At 59.2% G+C, this 23,881-nt stretch carries 15 protein-coding genes and 1 pseudogene; 3 read left to right on the top strand and 13 right to left on the bottom strand.

Annotated features, from left to right (window positions below; all coding sequences use genetic code 11):
* Positions 1-19 precede the first annotated feature (19 nt).
* The 6 genes from R6G97_RS24005 to R6G97_RS23980 all read right to left on the bottom strand — a co-directional run bounded on the left by R6G97_RS24005 (position 20) and on the right by R6G97_RS23980 (position 10,546).
* Positions 20-796, bottom strand: a complete 777-nt coding sequence (locus R6G97_RS24005; protein ID WP_317847621.1) for an ABC transporter permease — start codon at positions 794-796, stop codon at positions 20-22.
* Positions 797-1,369: 573 nt separating this feature from the next.
* The gene (locus R6G97_RS24000) at positions 1,370-4,723 is read right to left on the bottom strand and encodes a glycosyltransferase family 4 protein (protein WP_234430003.1); all 3,354 of its coding nucleotides are present in this window, start codon (positions 4,721-4,723) and stop codon (positions 1,370-1,372) included.
* Between the two features lie 295 nt (positions 4,724-5,018).
* The gene (gmd, locus tag R6G97_RS23995) at positions 5,019-6,065 is read right to left on the bottom strand and encodes a GDP-mannose 4,6-dehydratase (protein ID WP_234430002.1); all 1,047 of its coding nucleotides are present in this window, start codon (positions 6,063-6,065) and stop codon (positions 5,019-5,021) included.
* Entirely contained in the window at positions 6,065-7,474 is a 1,410-nt protein-coding gene (locus R6G97_RS23990) for a TolC family outer membrane protein (protein ID WP_104833228.1), read from the bottom strand. Before R6G97_RS23990 ends, gmd begins: the two co-directional genes overlap by 1 nt.
* Complete coding sequence (locus R6G97_RS23985) at positions 7,471-8,793, bottom strand: HlyD family type I secretion periplasmic adaptor subunit (protein ID WP_317847620.1); 1,323 nt, start codon at positions 8,791-8,793, stop codon at positions 7,471-7,473. Before R6G97_RS23985 ends, R6G97_RS23990 begins: the two co-directional genes overlap by 4 nt.
* 16 nt (positions 8,794-8,809) lie before the next feature.
* On the bottom strand, positions 8,810-10,546 hold the full coding sequence (locus R6G97_RS23980) for a type I secretion system permease/ATPase (protein WP_104833227.1): 1,737 nt from the start codon (positions 10,544-10,546) through the stop codon (positions 8,810-8,812).
* A gap of 268 nt (positions 10,547-10,814) precedes the next feature.
* Between R6G97_RS23980 and R6G97_RS23975 the strand changes: the two genes are divergently transcribed.
* Positions 10,815-11,954 carry a glycosyltransferase family 4 protein gene (locus tag R6G97_RS23975; protein WP_200929564.1) on the top strand — a complete coding sequence of 380 codons (1,140 nt, stop codon included), beginning with the start codon at positions 10,815-10,817 and terminating at the stop codon, positions 11,952-11,954.
* A gap of 120 nt (positions 11,955-12,074) precedes the next feature.
* Here R6G97_RS23975 and R6G97_RS23970 read toward each other — a convergent pair whose 3' ends face one another.
* The 7 genes from R6G97_RS23970 to R6G97_RS23940 all read right to left on the bottom strand — a co-directional run bounded on the left by R6G97_RS23970 (position 12,075) and on the right by R6G97_RS23940 (position 20,768).
* Positions 12,075-12,605 carry a class I SAM-dependent methyltransferase gene (locus R6G97_RS23970; protein WP_317848181.1) on the bottom strand — a complete coding sequence of 177 codons (531 nt, stop codon included), beginning with the start codon at positions 12,603-12,605 and terminating at the stop codon, positions 12,075-12,077.
* Between the two features lie 711 nt (positions 12,606-13,316).
* Complete coding sequence (locus R6G97_RS23965; RefSeq protein ID WP_200929563.1) at positions 13,317-14,312, bottom strand: ParB/RepB/Spo0J family partition protein; 996 nt, start codon at positions 14,310-14,312, stop codon at positions 13,317-13,319.
* A gap of 124 nt (positions 14,313-14,436) precedes the next feature.
* Positions 14,437-15,576 (bottom strand): AAA family ATPase, encoded by a 1,140-nt coding sequence (locus tag R6G97_RS23960; protein ID WP_104833257.1) that lies wholly within the window; start codon positions 15,574-15,576, stop codon positions 14,437-14,439.
* A gap of 561 nt (positions 15,577-16,137) precedes the next feature.
* A complete protein-coding gene (locus R6G97_RS23955) occupies positions 16,138-16,452 on the bottom strand; it encodes a hypothetical protein (RefSeq protein ID WP_104833256.1) in 315 nt (104 codons plus the stop codon).
* Between the two features lie 561 nt (positions 16,453-17,013).
* Positions 17,014-17,970 carry a replication initiator protein A gene (locus R6G97_RS23950; RefSeq protein ID WP_104833254.1) on the bottom strand — a complete coding sequence of 319 codons (957 nt, stop codon included), beginning with the start codon at positions 17,968-17,970 and terminating at the stop codon, positions 17,014-17,016.
* Positions 17,971-18,317: 347 nt separating this feature from the next.
* Positions 18,318-19,169 (bottom strand): hypothetical protein, encoded by an 852-nt coding sequence (locus tag R6G97_RS23945; protein WP_317847619.1) that lies wholly within the window; start codon positions 19,167-19,169, stop codon positions 18,318-18,320.
* A 378-nt stretch (positions 19,170-19,547) separates the two neighbouring features.
* Complete coding sequence (locus R6G97_RS23940; protein WP_234429999.1) at positions 19,548-20,768, bottom strand: replication initiation protein; 1,221 nt, start codon at positions 20,766-20,768, stop codon at positions 19,548-19,550.
* A 643-nt stretch (positions 20,769-21,411) separates the two neighbouring features.
* Here R6G97_RS23940 and R6G97_RS23935 point away from each other — a divergent pair.
* A pseudogene (locus tag R6G97_RS23935) lies at positions 21,412-22,964 on the top strand (IS3 family transposase).
* A 520-nt stretch (positions 22,965-23,484) separates the two neighbouring features.
* On the top strand, positions 23,485-23,835 hold the full coding sequence (locus R6G97_RS23930; RefSeq protein WP_289717888.1) for an O-linked N-acetylglucosamine transferase family protein: 351 nt from the start codon (positions 23,485-23,487) through the stop codon (positions 23,833-23,835).
* The last annotated feature ends 46 nt before the right edge of the window (positions 23,836-23,881 follow it).

The following is a 23,881-nucleotide window of genomic DNA, read 5'->3' as shown; positions in this document are numbered from 1 at the left end:
GCTCGCTCTCACAACGGCCTTAGAGGAAGTCGCGAATATCGCGTTCCAGCTTGCGGCCGACGAAGATCGACACGCCCAGCAGCGCCAGGGAGAAGGCCACCAGCAGGCTGATGGACAGCAGGTGCGGGGCCTGGCCGCCGATCAGTGCGGCGCGGTAGGCCAGTACCAAGTGGTAGAAGGGGTTCAGCGCCACCAGCTGCTGGATGGTGCCGGGCAGAATATTCGCCACGTACACGATAGGCGTCAGCCAGAACCACAGCTGGGTGACCACGCCGACCACCTGGGTGATGTCGCGGATGAACACCGAGAGAATCGCGCAGGTGATGCCCAGGGCATAGGCCAGCAGCTGCTGGCAGAGGAAGATCGGAATCCACCACAGCAGGTGCCAGGAAAAGTCGAAGCCGATGGCGATCAGGAAGACCATGAAGAAGCCGGTGGCGATCAGGTAGTGCACGGTTTCGCTGAGCACCACGAACAGCGGCAGGCTCCACAGCGACAGGCGCACCTTGCCGATCAGGTGGGCCTTTTCATGGAACACGCCGGTAATCCGGGTGAGGGTGGCGGCGAAGCAGTTCCAGGCCAGCAGGCCGCTGACCAGGTACACGCTGTAGCCCCATTTGCCGAGGTCCTGGCCCAGCCCGCCAAGGCGCATGCCCATGATGTTGGAGAACACCAGGGTGAAGATGAGGATGTTGATCAGCGGCAGGATGAAGGTCCAGGCCGCGCCGAGTACCGAGGCCGAGTGGCGGTCGATCAGGTCCTGGCGGGTGAAGTTGAGCAGCAGGTTCCAGTTCATCGAAGGGTCCAAAAACAGCGAGCAGGCAAGCATACGCAGTACAGGGGCATAAAAAAACCCGCCTTTTGAGGGGCGGGTTTTTTTCATCGTCCAATGATGGGCCGAAGCCCATCACAGCGAGTCAGTCACGATTAGACGTGGCTGACAACGCCGTTGGCGAAGGTGACTTGCGATACGTCACCTTTGTCGGCGGCGCGGCCCAGGTAAGCGACATACAGCTGTTGAACTTGTGCAGAAGTAGTAGCCATTACGTTTTCATCTCCAATATGAGTCGATATCGACACTCAGGCTTCCCTGACTAGGGAAAAGAGCCCGTCGGCCCTTGCCTGTTGCCACGTCCCACAGGGCCGTGGCCCCCGTTATGGGAAATCGGAAAATTCCGACATCCTCGTAGGTCATTTTCTGAGCTTTTTCTTAAAGCATTCAAGGAAATATCCTACGAGGTGCGCCGATCATACCCGTCAAATTAGCGGCGTAACAATAGCTGACACCCAACTTTTTGATACTTGTCCATAAGAATTTTTTTCTAGACGCGTAGGAAAATTCTGCTAAGCGCGAAGGAAAAAAGTTCAATCATTCTTGTTGCTGCAGGGCAATGAGAATGTTTCGCAAGCGAACTGAAACGCTTGTCCAGCCGTGGTTGCGCAGCCAATCGCCTTGTAGCGCCTTGGGCCCGGCGGCCAGTTCACGGCGCAAACCCTCGGCCATGGCTTCGCTGCTGGTGCCCGGCAGGAAGGTCACGGCGTCGGCGACGTCTTCAAAGATGCCCAGCGGCGTGCAAAGAACCGGACGACCGGTACTCAATCCCCAGCGTACTGCGGCACTGGACGACTCCTGGGTGTGCTGATACGGGAAGACAATGGCATCAGCCATGCCCAACCACGACAACGACTGCTCGTCGCTGAGATAATCGGTAATCAGCGTCACCCGGCCTTGCAGGTCCGGCTGCTGAATGCGCGCGCGGCAGGCGTCGGCCAGCTCGGCCGAGGCGGGCACCGGGTACTGGGCGTTGACCAGCAGCAGGTGCAGGTTGCGGTCTTTGGCGGCCAGCAGGGCGAAGGCCTCGATCAGTTCCGGCATGCCCTTGTGCGGCAGCAGAAAGCCATAGCTGGCGATGAGGGTCTTGCCGTCCAGGCGTGCGGCCTTTTGCGCAGCGCCTGGGGCCGGTGCCGGGGTGTCGATCACACCGTGGGGGAACATCAGCAGGTTGTCGGCCAGGCCGAAGTCCTTCAGGCGGTTCAGGTCGCCGACGCTGTGCACCAGCAGGCGCGCGCAGTCTTGCAAGGACTCGCGAATGTGGCTCAGCGACTTGAGGGTGTCGCCGTGGGTCACGTCGGCGGTGGAGTGGAACACCACCAGGGTCTGTATCTGCCGGGCGTGGGTCCAGTCCAGCAGGCTGGCGAAGGCCTTGAGGTTGAAGAACGAGAAGTTGAACTGCAGCAGCAGGGTGTCGACGCCCGAGGCGATGATCGCCTGCTTGAGTTCGTCGAGGCTGTCGCCATCGCCGGCGCGCCAGCAGCGCTGGATATTCGGCGTGTCGCCGGCGGTGAGGGTGGCATCGCTGTTGGCGAACACCGTGCATTCCTGGCCGAAGGCCGGCTCCAGGAGTTTCTGGCTGTAGGTGGCGATGCCGCAGGCGCTGTTCCAGGTGGTGACGCTGCCCAGCTTGGGTTGCTTCTTCAGCAGCGGTTGCTGTCGCGCGGCTTCGAAGGCGTCGAGGCTGGCGCGGGCCACGGCGGCCCAGGTGAAGCGCTGGTTGATCAGCGCTTCGGCGGCGGCGACCTTGGCGGCGCTGAAGGTGGCCAGCTGGCCTTGGGCCCAGGCCTGGTGGAACTCACTCAGCAGGCTGGCCAGGTGCTCGGCGCTGGGTTCGAACCACACCGAGGCGGCGGCCTTGAGGTGGGTGCGCGCGCGCTCGTAGCGGTAGTCGATCAGCCAGGCGGTGTCGGGGGTGCAGAAGTCGCGCTGGCCACCGTTGCCGGTGGTGATCACCGGCAGGCGGTGCAGCATGGCTTCGGCCAGCGGCAGGCCGAAGCCTTCGCCGCGCGACGGCGCAATGAGCACGTCGGCCAGTTCATACAGGGCACGCATGGCGCCGTCGGGCAGGTCCTGAACGATGAGTTCCACCGCCGGCGCGCTGGCCAGTTTGGCGGCCCAGTCGGCCACCTGTTGCTGGATGTCGTGGTGCGGGTTGGCGAAGGTCTTGATGATCAGCACCACCGGTTGCTCGGCGCTGAAGGCCTGGCCGTAGGCCTGCAGCAGCACGTCGACGCCCTTGCGCGGGAAGCACGACGACACGTGCAGCAGCTTGAGGCGTTCAGCAGTGGCCTTGGGCAGTGCCGGCAGGGCGGCGGCATCGACCGGGGCGCGCAGGATGTGGTCGGCGCCCAGGCCCACGGTGGCCAGCGGCGCGGTGACGCCGTTGTCGCGCAGGGTGCGGGTCACCCAGCCGGACATGCTGGTCACCAGGTGGGTCTGGTGGTTGAAGTCGTGGCAGTACTCCTGCGGCAGGCAGGACTCTTCCCAGCCGTAGCACGACATGACGTTGAGGTCGCCGGCCATGTCGGTGACCCGCGGCGGGTACATCAGGCGCAGCACGTTGCGCGCCGGTTGTTCGGCGCGGGCATGCAGGCTGGCGCAGTCGGGGTTGTCGAGCAGGAACTGCTGATCCACCGGGATCGGCCCCGGGCCTTCGCTGGCGCGCAGGGCGGTCTGTGCGCTTTGCGCTTGCAGGGCGCGGCCCAGTTCGCGGTTGACCAGGGCCAGGCTGTAGGTGCTGTCGAACGGGCCTTCGATGCGGCAGTCGACGGCGGCCGGGGTGGGCAGGGTAGGGAAGCGGTGTTCCGGCAGGTGAATGTCGAAGCCGGCCATGTAGCTGCGCAGGCGGTCGTACAGCGCCTGGTAGCCGAACTCCTGCAGGCGTGCGGCGGCGTGCTGGCGGATGTTGCGGCGCAGCGCCGGGTTTTCCATTAGCTGGGCGATTGTGGCGGCGACCACTTCCGGGGCGTCGCTTTCCAGCAGCAGGCCGGCGCTGCCCAGGGTGTGCACCACGTTGCTATCTGGCGCATCGAAGGCCAGCACCGGCAGGCCGTGGGCCATGGCTTCGATCAGCGGCATGCCGAAGCCTTCGTGGTGGCTGAGCGAGACGAACAGGTCGCTGCGGCTGTACAGGGCTTCGAGGGTCGGGTCGTCGACCTTGCCGGTGAGGGTGACGTAGTCGTCGATGCCCAGTTCGGCGATGCGCTGCTCGATGCGTTCCTTGTAGGCCGGCACGGTGAAGCCGCCGACCAGCAGCAGTTGCAGCGGCACCTGGACGCGGCGCAGCAGCAGGGCGAAGGCTTCGACCAGGCCCAGCTGGTTCTTGTGCGGCATCACGCGGCCGACGAACAGCAGGGTGAACGGCCGCGGTGTGTCGCAGCGTTCGGCGGCGTGGGGCTGGATGCGTTCCAGGTCGACCAGTAGCGGAATTTCCACGGTGTTGTCCGGGCGGTAGCCGCGTTGCAGCAGTTCCTGCAGGTTCTGCCGCGAGTCGGCGATGCTGCCGGCCAGCCAGTGCCGCCAGGTGTTCACCTGCTCCCAGCCGTGGGCGAGCATCGGCTGGATCGGGTGGTCGGCGGGGAACATGCCGCCGGGGGTGATGTTGTGGAACACCATGAACTTGCGTTCGGGCAGTTCACGCAGCCAGGTCTCCACCGGGTTGCCGATACCGTGGTGCACCAGCAGGGCGTCGGCGCTGCCGGGTACGTAGTCGTCCATGCACAGCACATCGCCGGCCACCTCTGGCTTGGGGTCGATGCAGTAGATCTCGGACTTCACGCCGGCCTGACGCAGCAGCTTGCGGGTCAGCATCATGCCGTTACTGATGCCGTCGCCGCGACTGACGCTGTTCGCGAATTGGTGGAGGGTGACCTGTGTTTCGTTGTGCATGAACGGACCTGGTGACAATGGAGAGAGAAAAAGAAGATGGGCGTAAACGGACTATTTTGTAGGACTCGGCCCTGGGGTGAAAGCACTGGATCCGGTCGGGTACCTGTGGGAGCGAGCTTGTTCGCGAAAAAAGCCTGGCTCGGTGTCGCGGCCCTTCGCGAGCAAGCTCGCTCCCACGACTTGAACCGCTTTATCCCAGTTCCCACAGGGTTTCGGGAGCGGCGGCTTGCAGGTACAAAAAAGCCGCGTTTTCACGCGGCTTTCATAGCTATCTATATATCTAGCTAGCTAGATATCAGAACGATTTGCCGGTCTTGACCCGCTCCAGGTCGGCCTTGACCATCAGGTCGCACAGCTCTTCCAGGGTGGTTTTCGGTTCCCAGCCCAGCAGCTTTTTAGCGCGCTCGGGGTTGCCGATCAGCAGTTCCACTTCCGCAGGGCGGTAGAACTTCGGGTTGACCTGGATGACGGTCTTGCCGGTCTTGGTGTCGATGCCGTGTTCGTTGTCGGCGCTGCCTTTCCATTCCAGCTGGATGTCGACGGCCTTGAATGCCATGGACACGAAGTCACGTACGGTCTCGGTGCGGTTGGTGGCCAGCACGAAGGTGTCAGGCTGGTCGGCTTGCAGCATGCGCCACATACCTTCGACGTATTCCTTGGCAAAGCCCCAGTCGCGCTTGGCGTCGAGGTTGCCCAGGTCCAGCACGTCCTGCATGCCCAGCGAGATGCGCGCCACGGCGTCGGTGATCTTGCGCGTCACGAACTCTTTGCCGCGCAGCGGCGACTCGTGGTTGAACAGGATGCCGCTGGAGCCAAAGATGTCGTAGGACTCGCGGTAGTTGATGGTCATCCAGTGCGCGTACAGCTTGGCCACGCCGTAAGGGCTGCGCGGGTAGAACGGGGTGCTCTCGACCTGTGGAACGGCCTGCACCAGGCCGAACATCTCAGAGGTGGAGGCCTGGTAGAAGCGGATCTTCGGGTTGACGATGCGGATCGCTTCGAGCAGGTTCACCGCGCCCAGGCCGGTGATCTCGGCGGTGGTCAGCGGCTGGTCGAAGGACACGCCGACGAAGCTCTGCGCGGCCAGGTTGTAGACTTCGCTTGGCTCGGCCTTCTGCATCAGGCGGATGCTGGCCGACAGGTCGGTGAGGTCGTGCTCGACCAGTTCCAGATTCGGGTGGTTCAGCGCGCCGACTTCTTCGAGGCGCCAGAAATTGACCGAGCTGGTACGGCGGTAGGTGCCGTAGACCTTGTAGCCTTTTTCCAACAGCAATTGGGTGAGGTAGGCGCCGTCCTGGCCGGTGATGCCGGTGATGATTGCTGTCTTCTGCGTCTGGGTCATTACTTGGTTTTCCGATCTGGGGCTGGCTCAGTCTTGCTGTTGTTGCTCAGCCATACGTTCACGCTTTCTACGCTGTCAGCCGAAACCTTGCCGGCCCAGCGATTGAGGATGAACAAATTGGTTATGAAGTCGTACTGCGTCTTGAGCAGGTCACGACGCGCCTTGAACTCGTTCTGGGTCGCGGTCAGCACGTCGACGGCATTGACCACGCCGTACTTGAACGCTTCCTGGGACGCCAGGCTCGACTGCTCCGCAGAAGCGACGGCATTGCGGTTGGCGCGTATTTTTTCGACGCTGGAGTCTGCGGTCAAGTACGCATTGGTGGTTTCCTTGACCACCTGACGCCGGGTGTATTCCAGTTGCTGCTCGGCGGCGACCTGATCCTGGTAGAGCCCGCGTACCCGCGCCGAGGTCGAACCACCACTATAGATGGGTACCGACAAGGCGACACCCACGACATAACTGTCGGTCTTCGGTGCCAGGGCGTTGTTGTAGCCCTCGTTGGTGTTCTGCGCGCTCAGGTTCAGGTTCAGGGTGGGGTAGTGATCGCCTTTGCCGCCGCGTACGCCGGCCTCGGCGGCTTCCACCGCGCTGAGGTTGGACTTGATGGCAGGGTTTTCGTTCTGCGCCAGGCGCACCCAGCTTTCCAGGCTTTCGTCTGAAACTTTCAGTTGCACATCGTCACGTACGCGACTGAGTTTTTCGGTCACCGGACGCCCGACGATTTCCGACAGCGCGGCGCGGGTCACGCGCACCTGGTTGCGCGCATCCACTTCCTGGGCGGCCAGCAGGTCGACGCGGGCCTGCAGTTCCAGCACGTCGGTCTTCTTGGCGTACTGGCGCTCGTAGAGGGCGCTGACCTGGTCGAGATTCTTCTGCGTGGCGCGGCGCTCGGCCTGGGTCAGTTCCAGCTCGTCGTCGGCGGCCAGGGCAGCGAAGTAGCGCTGCGCCAGGTCGACGGTGGCTTCGGCCTGGGCTTCGTCCGACTCGGACAACGACTGCTTGGCCAGGCTCTTGTAGCGCTGCCAGTTTTCCCAGGCCTTCTTGTTATAGAGGATCTGGCTCAGGCCGATGCTGTAGTTCTCGCTGTTGTAGACCTGGTCGACCTGTTCGTTGACCTGCTTGATGCGGTTGGCCCCGGCATTGGCCGAGATCTGCGGCAACAGGCTGCCGAAGGCTTCGCGTTCATGTTCCTTGCCGGCCTGGGCACGCGCGTAGGCCGAGAGGATGCGCGGGTCTTCCAGGCGCGCTTCCTTATATAAGGACAGCAGGTCGGCGGAGTATTCCTTGGCGCTGACGCCGCTGGCCGGCGCCTTGGGGGTCGAGGGCACGGCGATCTTGGGCTCGGCCGCGTGCACCTGCAGCACCAGCATGCCCGACAATACACAGGGGATCAGGCGCACAATCATTCCTCGATCATCGATTCAGAAATGGCGTTGCGCGCCGGCTGCATCAGGTATTGCAACATGGTGCGCTCGCCGGTGTTGATCAGTACGTCAGCCGGCATACCGGCCACCAGTTTGCGGCCAGCGAGTTTCTGCAGGCCTTCTTCGGTGACCTTGGCGCGTACCAGGTAGTACGGCTGGCCGGTGCGTTCGTTGGTCAGGCGGTCGGCCGACACACGAATGACTTCACCTGGAATCACCGGGGTGGTGGCGCTGTTGAAGGCGGTGAAGCGGATGTCGGCGTGCTTGCCGATGGCCACGCGGTTGATGTCCTGCGGCGACACTTCGGCTTCGACGATCAGCTCGGACACCGATGGCACCACGTCGAGCAGTGGGGTGGCCTGGCGCACCACACCGCCGACGGTGTGCACGGTCATGCCGATCACCATGCCGTCGTCGGGGGCGCGGATGACGATGCGGCTCAGGCGGTCCTGGATGGCGGCGGTGCGCTCTTGCAGTTCATAGCCCTTGGCTTGGGTCTCGGTCAGCTGCTTGGCAACTTCGGAGTTGAAGTCCTTGTTGACCTGCAGGATCTGCAGTTCGGTTTCGTTGATCTGCAGGCGCGTGCGGGTGATGTTCGAGCGATGCTCGGCGATTTCCGAACGCAGCGAGTCGAGCTTGCGCTGCTGGTCGAGCAGGCGCTGCTTGTCGACGAAGCCCTTGGACAGCAGTTCGCTCAGTTCGCCGATCTCGCCGCCGTAGGATTTCTCCAGGCTGGTCTTGGTGGCGATCATCGCTTCGGTGCCCTTGATCTGCGCGTTGAGCTGGCCGATGCGCTCCTGCAGCACCGAGACCTGGCCCTGGCGTGCGCCGCGGCGGGTGTTGAACACCTGGGTTTCACTGGCACGGGCCTCGGCGGCACGGGCGCTTTCAGGGTCGAGCATATTGCCGAAATCGACATGGTCCTTGCCATCGCGCTCGGCGATCAGCCGCGCCTCCATGGCCTGGGCGCTGATCAGCTGGTTGCGGGCCACTTCGTATTCGGCGCGCAGCTGGCCGTCGTCGAGGATGATCAGCGGGTCGCCGCGTTTCACCATGTCGCCGTCGCGCACGAGAATCTCTTTGACGATGCCGCCTTCGAGGTGCTGCACGGTCTTGCGGTAGGTCTGCACGGTCACCACGCCGGGGGCGTGTACCGCGCCGTCCAGCGGGGCCACGGCGGCCCAGGTGCCGAAAATGCCGAATACCACCAGGAGGATGCCGAAGCCGAGGTTGCGGATCTTACGGTCCGACGTCGGCAGGTCAGCGAAGTTGTCGGTCTTGCCTGCGAGAATAAGAGTCATCTGTGTCGTCGTCCTGTCAGGCACCGGCCTGTGCGGTGCCTGCGCTGACCTGGGCCTGCTTCTGCGCGGCCAGCTGTTGCTTGTTGAGCTCTTCCATGACCTGGTCACGTGGACCGTACATGGTGATTGCGCCGTTCTGCATGACCAGCAGGCGGTCCAGCTGGGACAGGATGCTGGTGCGGTGGGTGATGACGAAGACGGTCGAGCCGGCCTGCTTGAGGTACTGGATGGCATGCGCCAGGGCGCGTTCGCCGACCTCGTCGAGGTTGGAGTTCGGTTCGTCGAGCAGGATCACCTTGGGGATGCCGTACAGGGCACGGGCCAGACCGATGCGCTGGCGCTGGCCACCGGAGAGGTTGACGCCGTCGCTGCCGATCACCGTGTCGTAGCCTTCGGGCAGGAGCAGGATCATTTCATGCACGCCGGCGATCTGCGCGGCCTGCACGACTTTTTCCGGGTCGATGGTGGCAAAGCGTGCGATGTTCTCGCTGATGCTGCCTTCGAACAGTTCGATGTCCTGGGGCAGGTAGCCGATGTGCGGGCCGAGCAGCTCTTTGTCCCACTGGTGCAGGTCGGCGCCGTCCAGGCGTACCGAGCCATGCTGCGGTGCCCATACGCCCATCAGGGCACGGGCCAGGGTCGACTTGCCGGAGGCGCTGGGGCCGATGATGCCGACCACGGCACCGGCCGGTACGCCGAAGCCGATGCCCTTGAGGATCGGGGTCTTGGAGCCGGGGGCGCCGATGATCAGGTTCTCGACCTGGATGTTGCCCTTCGGCGCCGGCAGCGGCATGCGCTGCGGCTCGGCGTGCATCTTGTCGAGGATGTCGTTGAGGCGGTTGTACTGGGTACGCGCGCTGATGAAGCCTTTCCAGCTGCCGATGATCAGGTCGATCGGCGCCAGGGCACGGCCCAGCAGCACGGAACCGGCGATGACCAGGCCAGCGTTGATTTCGTGCTGGATCGCCAGGTAGGCACCCAGGCCGAGGATCAGCGACTGCACCCAAGACCGGAAGGTCTTGGACAGGGTGCTGACCACACCGCCCTTGTCGCTGGCGTTGGACTGCAGCAGCAGCACCTTGCGCTGGCGCTGGCTCCAGCGTGCGATCAGGGTGTCGAGCATGCCCATCGACTCGATCACTTCGGCGTTGCGCAGGTTCTTGGTGGTGTTCAGCGTGGCGGCAATGTTTTCCTTGTTGGCTTCGCCCAGGGCCTTGCCGGTGACCTTCTCGTTGGCATAGGCGAGGATCAGCAGGACGATGGCGCTGGCAATGGCCACCCAGCCGTAGTACGGATGGAACATGAACATCACGGCGATGTAGATCGGCAGCCAGGGCGCATCGAAAAACGCGAACACGCCGTTGCCGGTGAGGAACTGGCGCAGGCTGGTGAGGTCATTCATGGGCTGGGCCGAGGCATCCATGCCGCCGCTTTCCAGCGCGCGCTTGAAGCTGGCCTTGTAGACGTGGCGGCTGAGCAGCACGTCGAGCTTGGTGCTGACGCGTACCATGATGCGCGAGCGCACCCACTCCAGGGTCCCGGACGTGATCACCAGGATGGACATGATGATGGTCAGCATCACCAGGGTGGTGACGTTGTTGCTGGTCAGTACTCGACCGTAGACCTGCAGCATGTAGAAGGTTGGAACCAACATCAGGGCGTTGACAAAGAGGCTGAAGACACCAACTGATATGAAAGCGCCTTTACAGGCCTTTAGTGCAGCCTGCAAGCTGTTTTCATGATTTTTCTGCATAACGTCCTGACTGCCTGGGGGGGTGTTGAAAAGCGCAAAAGTGTAACACCCGCCTATCGGTCAACAAATGAAAAAAGCGGCTTTGTAAAGTCTATAAAGGAAATTTCCCTGTTTACGGTTGGCTAGTGCCGGATTCAAAGGGTAAAGTTCGGCCTTGCACGGCTTTTCCTACTGCCTGGCAACGCCAGCGTTTCAGACGAACAACACTCCCCGTTCCAGAGCGGTTTCACCGCGTCATCTTGCTTCCAGCAGTAGCAACAGGTACCTCATGCGCGTTCTTCATTTCTTCAAGACCTACTACCCGGACACCACCGGTGGCATCGAGCAGGTGATGTTCCAGCTCAGCCAGGGCTGCCGCTCGCTGGGCGTGGACGGCCAGGTGCTGACCCTGAGCCCGAACCCCGTGCCGGAGCGCATCCAGGTGGCCGACCATGAGGTGGTGCGGGTCAAGGAGAACTTCAACCTGGCCTCCACGGGGTTTTCCCTGACGGTGTTCAAGCGCTTCAAGGACATGGCCGCCGAGGCTGACCTGGTGCACTTCCACTTTCCGTGGCCGATGATGGACCTGGTGCACTTCGCCACCCGCCATGGCCGCCCGACGGTGCTCAGTTATCACTCCGACATCATCAAGCAGCGCACCCTGCTGAAGTTCTATGCGCCCTTGATGAACCGCATGCTGGGCAGCATGGACCGCATTCTGGTGGCCTCGCCCAATTACCAGCGCAGCAGCGAAACGCTCAAACCGTTCGCCGACAAGACCGTGGTGGTGCCCTACGGGTTGGACGAGGCGGCCTACCCGCAGGTGTCGGCGCAGTGCCAGGCGCGTTGGCAGGCGCAGCTGCCGGAGAAGTTCTTCCTGTTCGTCGGCGTGCTGCGCTACTACAAGGGCCTGCACACGCTGCTCGATGCCCTGGAGGGCGCGGATTACCCGGTGCTGCTATTAGGGGGCGGGCCGCAGGAACAGGAACTCAGGGCCCAGGCCGAGCGCCTGGGGCTGCGCAACCTGCGCTTCCTCGGGCGCCTGGACGACGAAGACAAGGCCTGCCTGCTGCAGCGCTGCCATGCGCTGGTGTTCCCGTCGCACCTGCGCTCCGAGGCGTTCGGCATTTCCCTGCTGGAAGCGGCGATGTATGGCAAGCCGATGATCTCTTGCGAGATCGGCACCGGCACCACCTTCGTCAATATCGATGGCGAAACCGGCCTTGCCGTGCCGCCAGAGAACCCGCCGGCATTGCGCGAAGCCATGCGCCGCCTGTGGGACGAGCCGGGCCTGGCCGCGCGTTTCGGCGCCCAGGCCCGGGCGCGTTTCGAGAAGGTGTTCACCGCCGAACGCATGTGCGCGGCGACGGTACAGGTCTACAAGGAACTGCTGGTGCCCGGCGCAGTGCCGGTTCGGGCTGACCTGTAGTGGGGGCGAGCTTGCTCGCGAAAAGGTCTGGTATGGTGGTGCGGCCCTTCGCGAGCCAGCTCCAACAAAACCGCCGGGCCTTCACCTAGCTAGCTGGCTTTATATATAGCTAGCTATTCATCACTCCGAGAAATGCTCTTTGGCCAGGGCCACGACTTCTTCGTGGGTGATCGGCGCCAGGGCGGCGATGGCCCACAGGTCGTAGGCCGGGTGGGTGCGCTGGATCGGCAGGACCAGGTCGAAACCGGCGGCCTGCAGGGTGCCGGTCAGCGCTCGCTTGGTGAAGCCGCAACGTTGCGCCATGTAGGTGTTGCCGTTGGCCATGGCTGGGCGATGGCCGTAGAGAATGTCGATGGGGGCGATCGGGCCGGCGGGCGAGACATAGGCCGCGTCGGTCAGCTTGTCTTCGGCCACCAGCGCACAGACCGCTTGCAGGTCGGGGCAGGTGATGACCACGAAGCCGCCTGGCTTGAGCACACGCTTGAATTCTGCCAGCGCCACCGGGACCTCGTGCGGGTACAGGTGCTCGATGTTGTGGCTGGAAAACAGCGCATCCACCGAGGCGTCCTTGACCTGTGACATGTCGGTCATGGTGCCGACGATGTCCGGGTTGACGCTTTGGTCGATATCCCGAAGCGCAGTTCCTGCCACTGCTCGCAAGCAAAGTCTCTGGTCGTGCCGCTCTTGTTCTTAGGACCGCAACCTACATGGAGGAAGGTTTTCACAATCAATTACTCGATCAAGGCACTTGCCGGCTAAGCAGAGGGTGAGGGAAGTGTTCCGCTGGCCAGCGGAGGTTGCAACGCACACTAGGTCAAGAGCCGGGGAGGGTCAAGGCTGCGCCCTGGCGGACAGGCCGTCCACCTGTGATCCACACCTGACACTGACTGTTCCGACATGACCGGTCATCTGATCGGCGCAGCGAGGGGTAGTGCGTGTCTTTAAATGATGGCAAAAGGTCATCACTTAAGGGTAAAAACTCAAGTGTTGCCCCAAGGAAGTCGGCGGCTGTCGGGATTTTTAAGGAATTTTTCCGACGATCTCATAATGTACAAATTTTTGTCGTTTTTTACAGTTAATTTTTTATAACCAAAACTATAAAAACGGCAAAATGCCATCAAAAAACAGTCTTAACGTTTCAAGAAATCCAGTCGCTAACCGAGTCACGCAGGCAATCCATTGCCTATTCATCTGGCTACGGCGGCAACGCTGACCTTGCGGTAGCAAGAGCCAGTCTGGAAACGGACATTGCCTAGCCAGGCTCAGAACGTACCTGACGTGATGTGGTTCACTAGGCATTCCCATGCGTTTCGCCCCGTTAGCTGATTGAACCCGCCCCGATCGGGGCGGGCTTGGCCATGCTCAATTTCGCGTGCCCTGTGTAGCAAATTCAGAGGCATCAATCGAATCAAGGAAGGCTGCGAGCTTATCCATGATTTTCTGAGGGTCCACTTCCTTATCAATCTTGAATTCCAGCTTGCGCCCATTTAAACGAACTGAGCCAACCCCTTGCAGCTTCCGAGGTTCTGTCATCATGGGCTTAGGACCGCTACAAGCAGCAAGCTTCTGCCCAATCATGCGAAGTGCGGCTTCCTGGCCAGTCCCCTTCTCGGCCATTTGAATTACAATGCGATGGACGATGTTCACATCCGCCTTTGAATGCTCCACAAACTTTTTCGCATAGTTCGCTGTAATCAAGTGGGGCTTGGTGTTCAGAATTTCCTTGATCTGTTCGGGCAGCTGAATTAGGTCAAGGCAGCGGTTCACGACTGTGTGATCTACACCAAGGCGTCGAGCCAATGCCCGCTGGCTTTTATCAGCGCCTTTCAGCATATATCGTTGATAGCTAACAGCTTTTTCGTAATCCGTTAGCTCATTTTGAAGGTTGTCGGTGATTGCCAAAAGCATCGCCATGTCGTCTGACATTGGCTTAACATGAGCCATGATTTTGTCGCGGCCCAGCATTTTGTGAGCCCGCCACCGGCATTCACCGCCGATAAGCTCGAAACGCTCCCCTACAGGCCGGATTGTAATCGGTTTACCCAGGCCCACAGAGTCAATCGAGCCAGCGAGCTCTTCAAGCTTTGCTTGGTCGAAGAACATCCTTGGCTGATACGGAGAGGGATCGATCAGCTCAACTGGGACCTCCTCGAGCCATTCGTCCTTGAGTATGAGTTGACCTTCTTGAGCGTGTTGAGCAATGAGTTGCTTCGTATCAGCCTCTTGCTCAGATCCCATGGCCTGTTGGAGCATCGCCGCCCTGCTGCCACGGTTACCTGTGGTCGGCGGCATTTCCGTAGGCTTGCGCAGTGATGCCATTGCCGTGCTTGGCTTGCCTGGGTAGTCGGTGGATTTCATTAATCACCCTCCTGTGTTGCTACTAGCAACATTCCAATACGCTGTTGCTACTAGCAACAAAATCGTTGCGTGTTGCTAGTAGCAACACTCTTGAACATATGAACCCTGTTGCTAGTAGCAACACTCACTCTTGGGGCTGAGCAGCAACATGGCGGATTTTCTCCAAAACCTCGGCATGCACTGCGCGAGCGTTTTCGATGGTGTCCCGGTTAGCACCCTTCCAGAACATCAGGGGGACACCGTCATCGAGGGAGTTCACATAGTCTGCAGAGTGAAAAATCTTTTCCTCGGTCACCCGACCTGGGAAAAGCTGGTTCAACCTGTACAGGTTGTTCAGCATCCGAGGACGCCCCTTTGCAAACATGGTCGGCACAGCTACCAGTTCAGGTGCGAAACCGTATTCGCGTGCGAAACCAGCGCACCAGTCATGCAGTCGCAGGATCGCCTTGAAGGAGAATTTGTCCATTCGGACTGGGCTCATGAGCAGATCGCTTGCGGCTACTGAGTTCTTGGTCAGGCGCGAACCTGCGGGCGCATTATCAAAAATGATGACGTCGTATTGCGATAGGTCGCAGCCTGGAATTTTGCCGGCTTTACCATCTTCAACCCACTTCGCGTACCACATGTCCGAGTTATTGGCTGCGTCCAAAGCCACGCCCAGATCTTCTAGCGATGCATCGGCGGGGATCAGGTGGGGGCCACTTTCACCAAAAGGTTTCTTGATGACTTCATCAAGCGTTTTGGGTTGAAACGATCGCATGCGAAGCATTGGGCTGATCAAGTGGCCGAGGTGACCATCAACGATGCGGTCAGCAGGGATTCCAAGCTCCTGCAAATCTTCTGGAGTAGCGTCCGGGTCGTAGCCGAGCATGCTCGACGTATCACCCTGGGGATCATTGTCGACCAGAAGAACGCGCAACCCGGCTAAAGAACAGGTAATAGCCTGGCCGACTGCTGTGGTGGTTTTGTTGGTGCCACCTTTCGAGATGTAGGTGGACATGACCACCTGGCGCGCCAAGCCTTTCAAGTGCCCAAGTTCACGGCGAAGTGCTGCCAAATCGAAAAGGTCCGAAGGCGTATAAACCCGAGAGGTGACGGTTCCGCGCGGCACGCGACGGATCTCGATGTTGTTTGCTTCTTCGATGTCTTTCAGGCGTCGAGTCGTAAGACCAAAGCAGTCTGCGGCGAAACGGGGCGTGAAAAACAACTCATTGAAATCCACGTAGGTTGCAACATCTTCGACCATTTCCACATTCGAGTTCATAGCACTTCTCCGTTTTGCTGTTGCATTCAGTATAAATCCTGAATTCCTGTTGCAAACAGTGGAATTCAGGTTGTTTGCATTTTTTTGAACAAATACCTGAACCCTTTGGCCGATTGTGTTGCTAGTAACAACACTATGAGAGGCCCAAGCACTCGTGCAGACGCCTACGCCGCAGCAAGCGAAGGCTGAGAGCATCTGAAAAGGGAGGGGGAGGGGATTTGTGGCAATGTGGCTATAAGCAGGGCTCGTTGCGAACCCGCTTTGAGGGCTTACTTCGTGGGCGGAGTTCGCTCGATGCCCCACATCATCTCAAGTGCCTGCTCGATCAGGAACGACATAGCAGTGTTTTGTTCGAATGCCTGCTTGCGAAGGCGCTCATGGTAATCGTCGCGCATGGTGATCGTTTTGGCACTCCGCTTAGGTTGCGAAGGTGCCGGCGCAGTGTCTTTTCGTGATGCCATGAACAGGCCCCCATATGGATTGAAGTCGCGACAATGATAAACCGTTTGCTTATTTATGGATACGTACGCACGTACAATACGTACGCATCAACAAAGCTTATCACTGTTGCTCAACGAGCCTCGCACCGCGACCGTCATTGGCACCGCGCTTCAAGTCCGACAGCTGCTGGATGGAGTCCTGGAGGTTGCGCAGGACATATGCAGGAAACCCAGGCTTACCCTCGGAATGACGTACTTTCAGATCGTCGATGTGGTCACTATCGAAACCCAAACGGGCAAGACTCAAATCATCGCCTTCCACAAGGGCTCGATTCGCAGTGATCATCACCGATCGGGCCTCTTCCAGTTTTTCGATTTCATCATCAATGTGGAGGGTATCGTCGCGATCAACCGACCATAACGAAATGCGCTTCATGATATTGCTCCTAGACGCTGATTGGTTAGCCTGGTAGCCGCCAGGCACAACACGGTGGGTTTCCTTACACACATTATACGTATGTACGTACGCATGCAACAGTATTTGTCGGCGATATACGACGACTTGGCTAATTTTTTTCTCGGGTGTCGCGGTTTGCTGAGATACCCAGGCGCAGCCGGCGCCGACGCGCGCACTCCTTCGAGCAACCAGCGAGATCGGCCAATGCCTGGTCACACATCGTCCCCTGCAGGTGGTCGAAATTTGTGATCGCTGATCGCTTAAAGGTGGGTTTTCCCAGTTGTTTCATACGCTTGATGACGAAGTAAGCCGATACGCCTGCGAGCTTGGCAATGTCAGCGACAGGGCGCTTGCCAAAAAGATGTTGATATTTAAGAAGGGCAGGGGGGTGGACTCGGCCAAGGCAAATCGATCTTTGCCAATCTTGAGCCTGCGCCGCCGCACAGCTTCCGTGCTGCAGTCAGCTAATTCAGCAATGGCCTGGTCTGTACACTCCCCCATCAAATGATCGTATTGCTCAAGCCTCGATCGCGCTGGCATTCAACTCTCCATGTCTCGCTTTTCTAGCGAAGCGAACCATTCCATTTCCCCTTTTACCGCCAGCTCCTCGAGGAGCGATTGCTCATCACGCGTGTAAAACACGATTCGATGAGGCTTCACACTGGTATCCAGCCCCATGTGATAGTCCGGCAGCAGGTCACGCTGAATGATCTTGCGGATCTCGGCCCTGTAGTGGGTGAGGCTCTGCTTGGAGCCACATTTTTGCTGCAGTGCAACAATGTCTGCGGCCCAAATCATCTTGTTTCCCAAGTGTTTACGAGCGAGCTCATATAGCCGCCGTTCAAGAGGCATCCGCAGCCCAAAGTAGCGCCGATCAATGCTCATCACTTCAAAATGCAGGAAAGCGTTGTAGATCCACTCGGACAGCACGACTTCGCATTCCAACACGCCTTTGCCATTGGATGCGGTCTTGGTGACGGTGTAGTCTTCGATCCAGCCAAACCCCTTCGTCTGCTCTTGACCACCAGTAACGATATTGGTTTCGAGCTGAGTACCCTTTAATCGTCGAAGCATGTCCAAAACGTTCGAATATGCGTTTCCACCGGGATCCCGGGATGTACCTGTCAAAAAATCGTACGTATCGAACTTAACCCGCTTGGAAATTGGCATTCCTGCTTTTCGGGCTTCGATGATCTGCGACCCGAGGAACAGCAACAGGTCTTTATCGAATACGGTGGCGGCACCAATCACGGGCGGAATGATGCGAACACGCTTGTTGGTGCCGGGCTGGCTGTACTCACGAACGCTCGTATCAGGTTTGGTCGACAGGCTGAACAGCGGAAATTCCATGCTGGCCAGGTCATCCTTCACTGGCCACTCAACAATGTTCGCCTGGAACATGTCAGTTTGTACGTAGGGGACTACGTTTGATTTTCGCCCTCTTTTGAGGGGCTTATCATCTTCCACTGCCATATCGGCTATCTTCATCTCGATCATCACGCGATCCCGCCATTGTACACAGGTACATAGCGCCGCTTGTGCAGCTGCCGACTGACCCTGAGTATCAGTTTTGTGCAGGCCTCATCCGAGGCCAGTACGTTTCGTATTTCACCGACACCAAGCTCCCCTGAGATTCCCCAGCTGCGCATAGCCACGGTGTGACCGATTAGATCTACGAGGATCCGCAGTTCGTAGAAACGTGCGCCACGTTCCCATCTCGCATAATAGGGTCGGTTGAGGTAGCTGGTTGCAGTCGTTATCATGTCCGAACCCAGACGCTCCTAGACGAGTTCATTTCTGGTAGAAGCCCGGATCCGGTAGCCGCCGACCGGGCTTCGCTCTGCTTACGGCAAGACTTTATCGTCGTAAAGCATGACCATCTCGGCCATTACACACACCTCACCCTGCACCTTGGCCATCAAGCCGCGGCAGTCTCCTCGCTCCAGGACACCTGCATCCCACAGCTTGCACAACTCCCCATAGCTGTAGGTTTGCATCGGCCAATCACAGTGCCGAACGAACGTCCGGCCATGGCTATCCCGAAACTCACGGAAATATGAAGCGCCCATAATCACGAATTGTCGGCCATTGACCTTCACAGTTGGGACAGACGGGACCTTGTCGCCGGCCTCCGCGAAAGCAGCCGGGCAAACCGCACCATCCCAACGGTGGGAGTCAAGCTTATGCAGATGGACAACGTCTCGGAAACTGGCCCGGAAGAAGCTCGATTCCCACGGAACGAACTCACACCAGCAACGCTGTTCAGCGCTTTTCAGCCAGGCCTGCACGACTATCGAACCGACACCAGGTGCATGGATACCCAGCGTTTGCGAGCGCGGTGCGCGGCGCTGCTTGAAACGGCATCCATTCAAGCCACCAGCGTCTGCCAGAAAAGACAATTCCGCCCATTGATCCATGGATACGGGCAATGCAGATCTCCACAAAAACGAGCCAGCACGAAAAATGTCGGTACCGCAGCGCTTTTCCTGCTGCAAAGCTCGAAGACAGGATTCAATGCTCTGCTCGAAAAACTGACGGATTTCGCTGGGTACGTCATGCAGATGAGCACAGGCAGTGTCCAGCATCGCCTTATAGGCATCATGGGTATATTCAGGCGAGCACCAGCTCTCGCTACCACTGAAAGCAGCTTCGGCGATGGTTTCATCAAAGCTCAAACCCATTTGCACAGGATTCATCTTCAGCACTCCTAGAGAAATTCGACCCGGTAGCCGCCGGGGAAGCAGGAACGCTTCAGAACAAAGAATAACGTACGTACGTACGCAAAGTGCAAATAGATTTCACCACCGCGGCCGCAACCTGGCAAGCCCTGACATATGCGACTTCAAAGGCCATTCAGATATAAAGAGCGCGCTCTACGCTGCAATCTGAGCGATTCGTAAGGGTGAGGCACCAGATTCCACGTAGGGGCACGCCCATTAACAAGAGCGGCACCGCACCAAGCAGAGATATCCAAGGATTGAATGAACGTGGTACGGAGTAGAGCAGGTGATGTTGTGCAGGCTGGAGGTTCAGTGTGTCGAATCACTCCCCATACACACCCACCATCTGAATAGCTAATCAGGCAACGGCGGGAGCAAAGCAACCCCGGTAGGGGCAGGTACCTGATATACAGCATTCTTTACACCGGCTTTCATTGGCTCAGCCCCATTGTTTGGACCGGCTGGTTGTGGTGCTGCGGGGGTAAGGGGCGTCTGCTTAGGGCGAAGGGGAACAACCGACGGCGACTGTGCTTCTGTGATGACCGCCTTGTACTTGGCCACGGTTTGTCGTGATACGCCTGCAGTCAGGGCGATAGCCGTGTAGGTAAGCTGTGCCCCTTTGGCGATCAACTGCCGGCAAGCACCACGGATCTTGTGTGCGGTCTGGTTTTGTCTGACTGCATGTGTCCGCCTGGCGGCCAGGCTTTGGCGCTCCTCCAATGGCAGCGATCGATCAAGCTCCATCACACCTCGGTGGTAGTCGCCGCTACCGCGGTAATGAGCCCAGGTCCACCGGGCAATCGATTTGGCCGTGGCGCGCACTGATGAGTGGGGCAGGTCGTTGTAACGCTCTCGCGTGCGAAAACGGTTGTCGTTGTGACATTGCGCGAGGACCCGAGAGTAGAACGACTCGAAGTAACCATCAGCTCGCTCAGCATTGACGATGCTGTAAGCGTAAAAACGGACACGTTCAAACAAGGTGCAATGCCTGGAATGTGACACTGCGTCCATGTCGGGTCCTTTGGACCACAAAGGCATCGGCCTGGCCAAGTCGAGTTCTTCAGCCAGTTCGCCCAAATCATAGACATGATTGTGCAATTCGGTGGTGATCCACCACGGATGACCAGGTGTCTTGGCAACTGGGCCACTGTGGTAATCCGGATCAGCCTTGAGCAGTGCGGCCATGCTGTCGTAGACAGCCTTCATGTATAGGATCGGCTTTTCACGGGCTCGCTCGGTGGTACACACAGGGACAATCGCGTAGTAGATGTGTGAGTTGCCTGAGTTGCGATTACGCACAATGAAGTTTGGCGGTGGCAAGCCATGCTCGTCCCAGATCAGGGAGTTGGCATGGTCGAGATCGAAAACGAGCCATGACACGCGTCCTGGGCGATTTACCTGCATGTAGGGGTAGCGGATCGCGTATTCACGCGGCCGTACTCTCATTGCCGTTTTGTTGTCACTGCAACGTGCTAGATAGGAGGCCTCTTCAAGGATACGGCTCATTGCTGACACCGGCTGGAAGTAGCCAGGATGTGCAGGCGCCGTCGAAGCCGCGGTGATGAGGTTGCTCACCTGCAGGCCTCAGTGAAGAAGCTGAAAAATTCAGGGCGAATTAAACCGTGCCGCGTATTGCGCAGCAGAGTGCAGGTGTCCATACTCGAATTACCTGAAAGGGGCCCTCACGTCATCGATCTGCCAGGACCAGATGTGTGGGCTCTTTTTTTTCCCCCGGCAACGGTGGCCGGATCCTCTATTTATCGCTCGACCTTTCGATAAAACCTTCCTAAAAAGTGCCAATCATTGAGCAAGTTTTGGCGAAGGCTAGAGCCTCAATTCTCCCCCGTCAACCCGCTGTAACCCGCGTATTTACTGGGTTTCTTGCGGATTCAAGAACCGCCTTTCTATATTGAATTGGCAGCTTTGTACGACCTGCAAAGCGCATTGATCTCCAACCCAAAAAGCGCAACCGCCCTTCAATTTCGGGGGATTCACACGCTTCGCACGTCGGTGAAATACGAAAACGAGCATCGGCGATATACGACCAGGGTGTCGGTGATGTACGAGATTAAAAATCGGCGATATACGAGGGCAGGCGAGCAAAAAAAACTCCATCGGCGATATACGAATCGCATCGGTGAAGCCCCCGGTGTCAGGATAGTTGTCGCCTCTCCGTTTTTTCCCAAAACACCATCCCGGGGGCGGAAAGAGACCATGAGTGCCGTACTATTCAGCAGAACGTAAAGCCCAGTTGCTCAAGATGTTGCTTCCCCCGCTGAGCCTGACCATGGCCGAGGTATCCCGGCGCGAAGGAGTCAGCGAAATGTCCCTGTCCAACTGGCGTAAACAATCCAGATCCGAAGGGTGTGTCGTGTCCGAATCCAACCAGTCGCCCCAGCACTGGTCCGCCGAAATGAAGTTCGCCGTGATCCTTGAAACCGCCAGCCTCAGCGAGATCGAGCTGGGTGAGTATTGCCGTCGCAAAGGCTTGTACCTCGAGCAGATCAGCCAATGGCGGCAGTCCTTCATCAACGGCATGCAGCCCGAAAAGCCCCTGAGCAAGCAAGAGCGAGAGCAGGCGCGCAAGGACAAGAAGCGTATTCAACAGCTTGAGCGAGAGCTACATCGCAAGGAGAAGGCGCTGGCTGAAACCGCCGCGTTGCTGGTGCTGCGAAAAAAGCTCAACGACTACTGGAGGATCGACAACGAGGACAATTGACCGCCTTGCCGGAACGGCACTTGCTGGTGACCTGGTTGACCGAGGCGATCCAGGCCGGGGCCCGTAAGGGCATGGCGTGCAGTGAGGTCGGGCTATCGCTCAGAACCTTGCAGCGCTGGACGGCCACCGAGGACATCAGCGCCGACGCACGCACGACGACAGTGAGGCCTGTTCCGCGCAATGCGCTGAGCGACCTCGAACGATAAGCGATCATCGCCCTGTGCAACAGCCCGGAATATGCGCACTTGCCGCCGACCCAGATCGTCCCGCGCCTGGCGGATCAACAGCGCTATCTGGCGTCGGAGTCGACGTTCTACCGTGTCTTGCGGGCCGCGGGGCAACACCATCACCGTGGCCGCAGTCAGCGCCCCGGACGACATGCTGCGCCCACAACGCATGCGGCCAAGGCGCCCAATCGTGTCTGGTCGTGGGACATCACTTATCTGCCGTCGAAGGTGCGCGGCCAGTATTACTACCTGTACCTGATCGAAGATATTTACAGCCGCAAGGCGGTGGGTTGGGAGGTTCATGAGGCCGAGAGTGGTGAGAGCGCCGCCGCGCTCTTACAGCGCAGTGTGATCAGCGAGCGCTGCCTGTTTGAACCGCTGGTGCTGCACTCGGACAACGGTGCCCCGATGAAGTCGGTGACCTTGCTGAGCAAGATGCACGACCTGGGCGTCAAGCCGTCACGCGGACGGCCGAGGGTGAGCAACGATAACCCGTACTCGGAATCGTTGTTCCGGACACCGAAATACTGCCCGCAGTGGCCGTCGAGCGGTTTTGCCGACCTGGACGCGGCCAGAAGCTGGGTGAGGGACTTCATGCGTTGGTACAACCACGAGCACCGGCATAGCCGGATCCGCTTCGTGACCCCGGCTGAGCGGCACCGTGGACAGGATCAGCAGATCCTGGCGCGGCGTCATGAGCTGTACGAACAGGCCCGGCAAAGGAACCCGCAGCGCTGGTCAGGCCAGACGCGAAACTGGGAGCCGATTGGAGCGGTGCTGCTTAACCCTGACCGAGGCGAGCAGCAGGAGAAACATGCGGCATAGTTGGACGGTTGACGCGACAACTACCTTGAAAAACGCCGGAAATACGAACTATGGCCACAACACCCGCCCTGCAGTTCCAAGACCGAAAACCGTCGTTCAGGTCCCTGTTTTAGGGGGTGTGAAGGCCCTCCTCGCTGCATTTTTTATCGGTGAAATACGACCCGTACCAGAAAATATCGGTGAAGTACGAACCGACATGAAATCACATTGCCATTACTGGCGATTTCGTATTGTGGATATACCGTAAACCCAGAATCCACGCGGCCCCTGTTAACACGGATCAGACAAAAGGTTTTTTTGTGCTGACCGATTCCGCATCATGGTTAGAATACGGAAAACGGAGGGCCACACATGACCGATATCAAGGACGCCGCTGCGCCGCATCTTGACCAGCCTGGATCGAGGGAGGATCTAGGCCGGGCAGCATACGAACAAGAGCTGATGGAAATCAGCTCAGAAACTGCATCAAAACCAGGATGCAGTCGATCCAGTTGCACGCGATCTGGATGATCGCAAGCAGTTGGCCAGGCATACGTCCAGCATCGTCGATGCCTACCCGTTCAATGCCGGCACCACGGCCAACGATGCGCTGTGGATGGGCCTGCCGGTGCTGACCCGTTCAGGCCGCACCTTCGCTTCGCGCATGGCCGGGGCGCTGTTGACTGCCCTGGAACTGCCGGAGCTGATCACCACCACTCAGGCCGACTACGAAGCGCGTGCCGTGCAGCTGGCCACCGACGCCCAACTGCTGCCGGGCCTGCGCCAGCGCCTGGCCGCCAACCGCGCCACTTCGCCACTGTTCGATACCCCGCGCTTCGTGCGCGACTTCGAACAGGCGATCGCCAGCGTGGCACCGGTGGTCAGCGCCTGATGCAGGATTGTTGGAGCTTGCTCGCGAAGGGCCGCGCCACCGAGGC

Origin of the sequence: Pseudomonas sp. HTZ2, assembly GCF_033173945.1 — a bacterium.
In the GTDB taxonomy this organism is placed as follows: Bacteria; Pseudomonadota; Gammaproteobacteria; order Pseudomonadales; family Pseudomonadaceae; genus Aquipseudomonas; species Aquipseudomonas guariconensis.
Note: the sequence above shows the minus strand (reverse complement) of the source record. Positions and strands in the feature narration are given on the sequence as shown.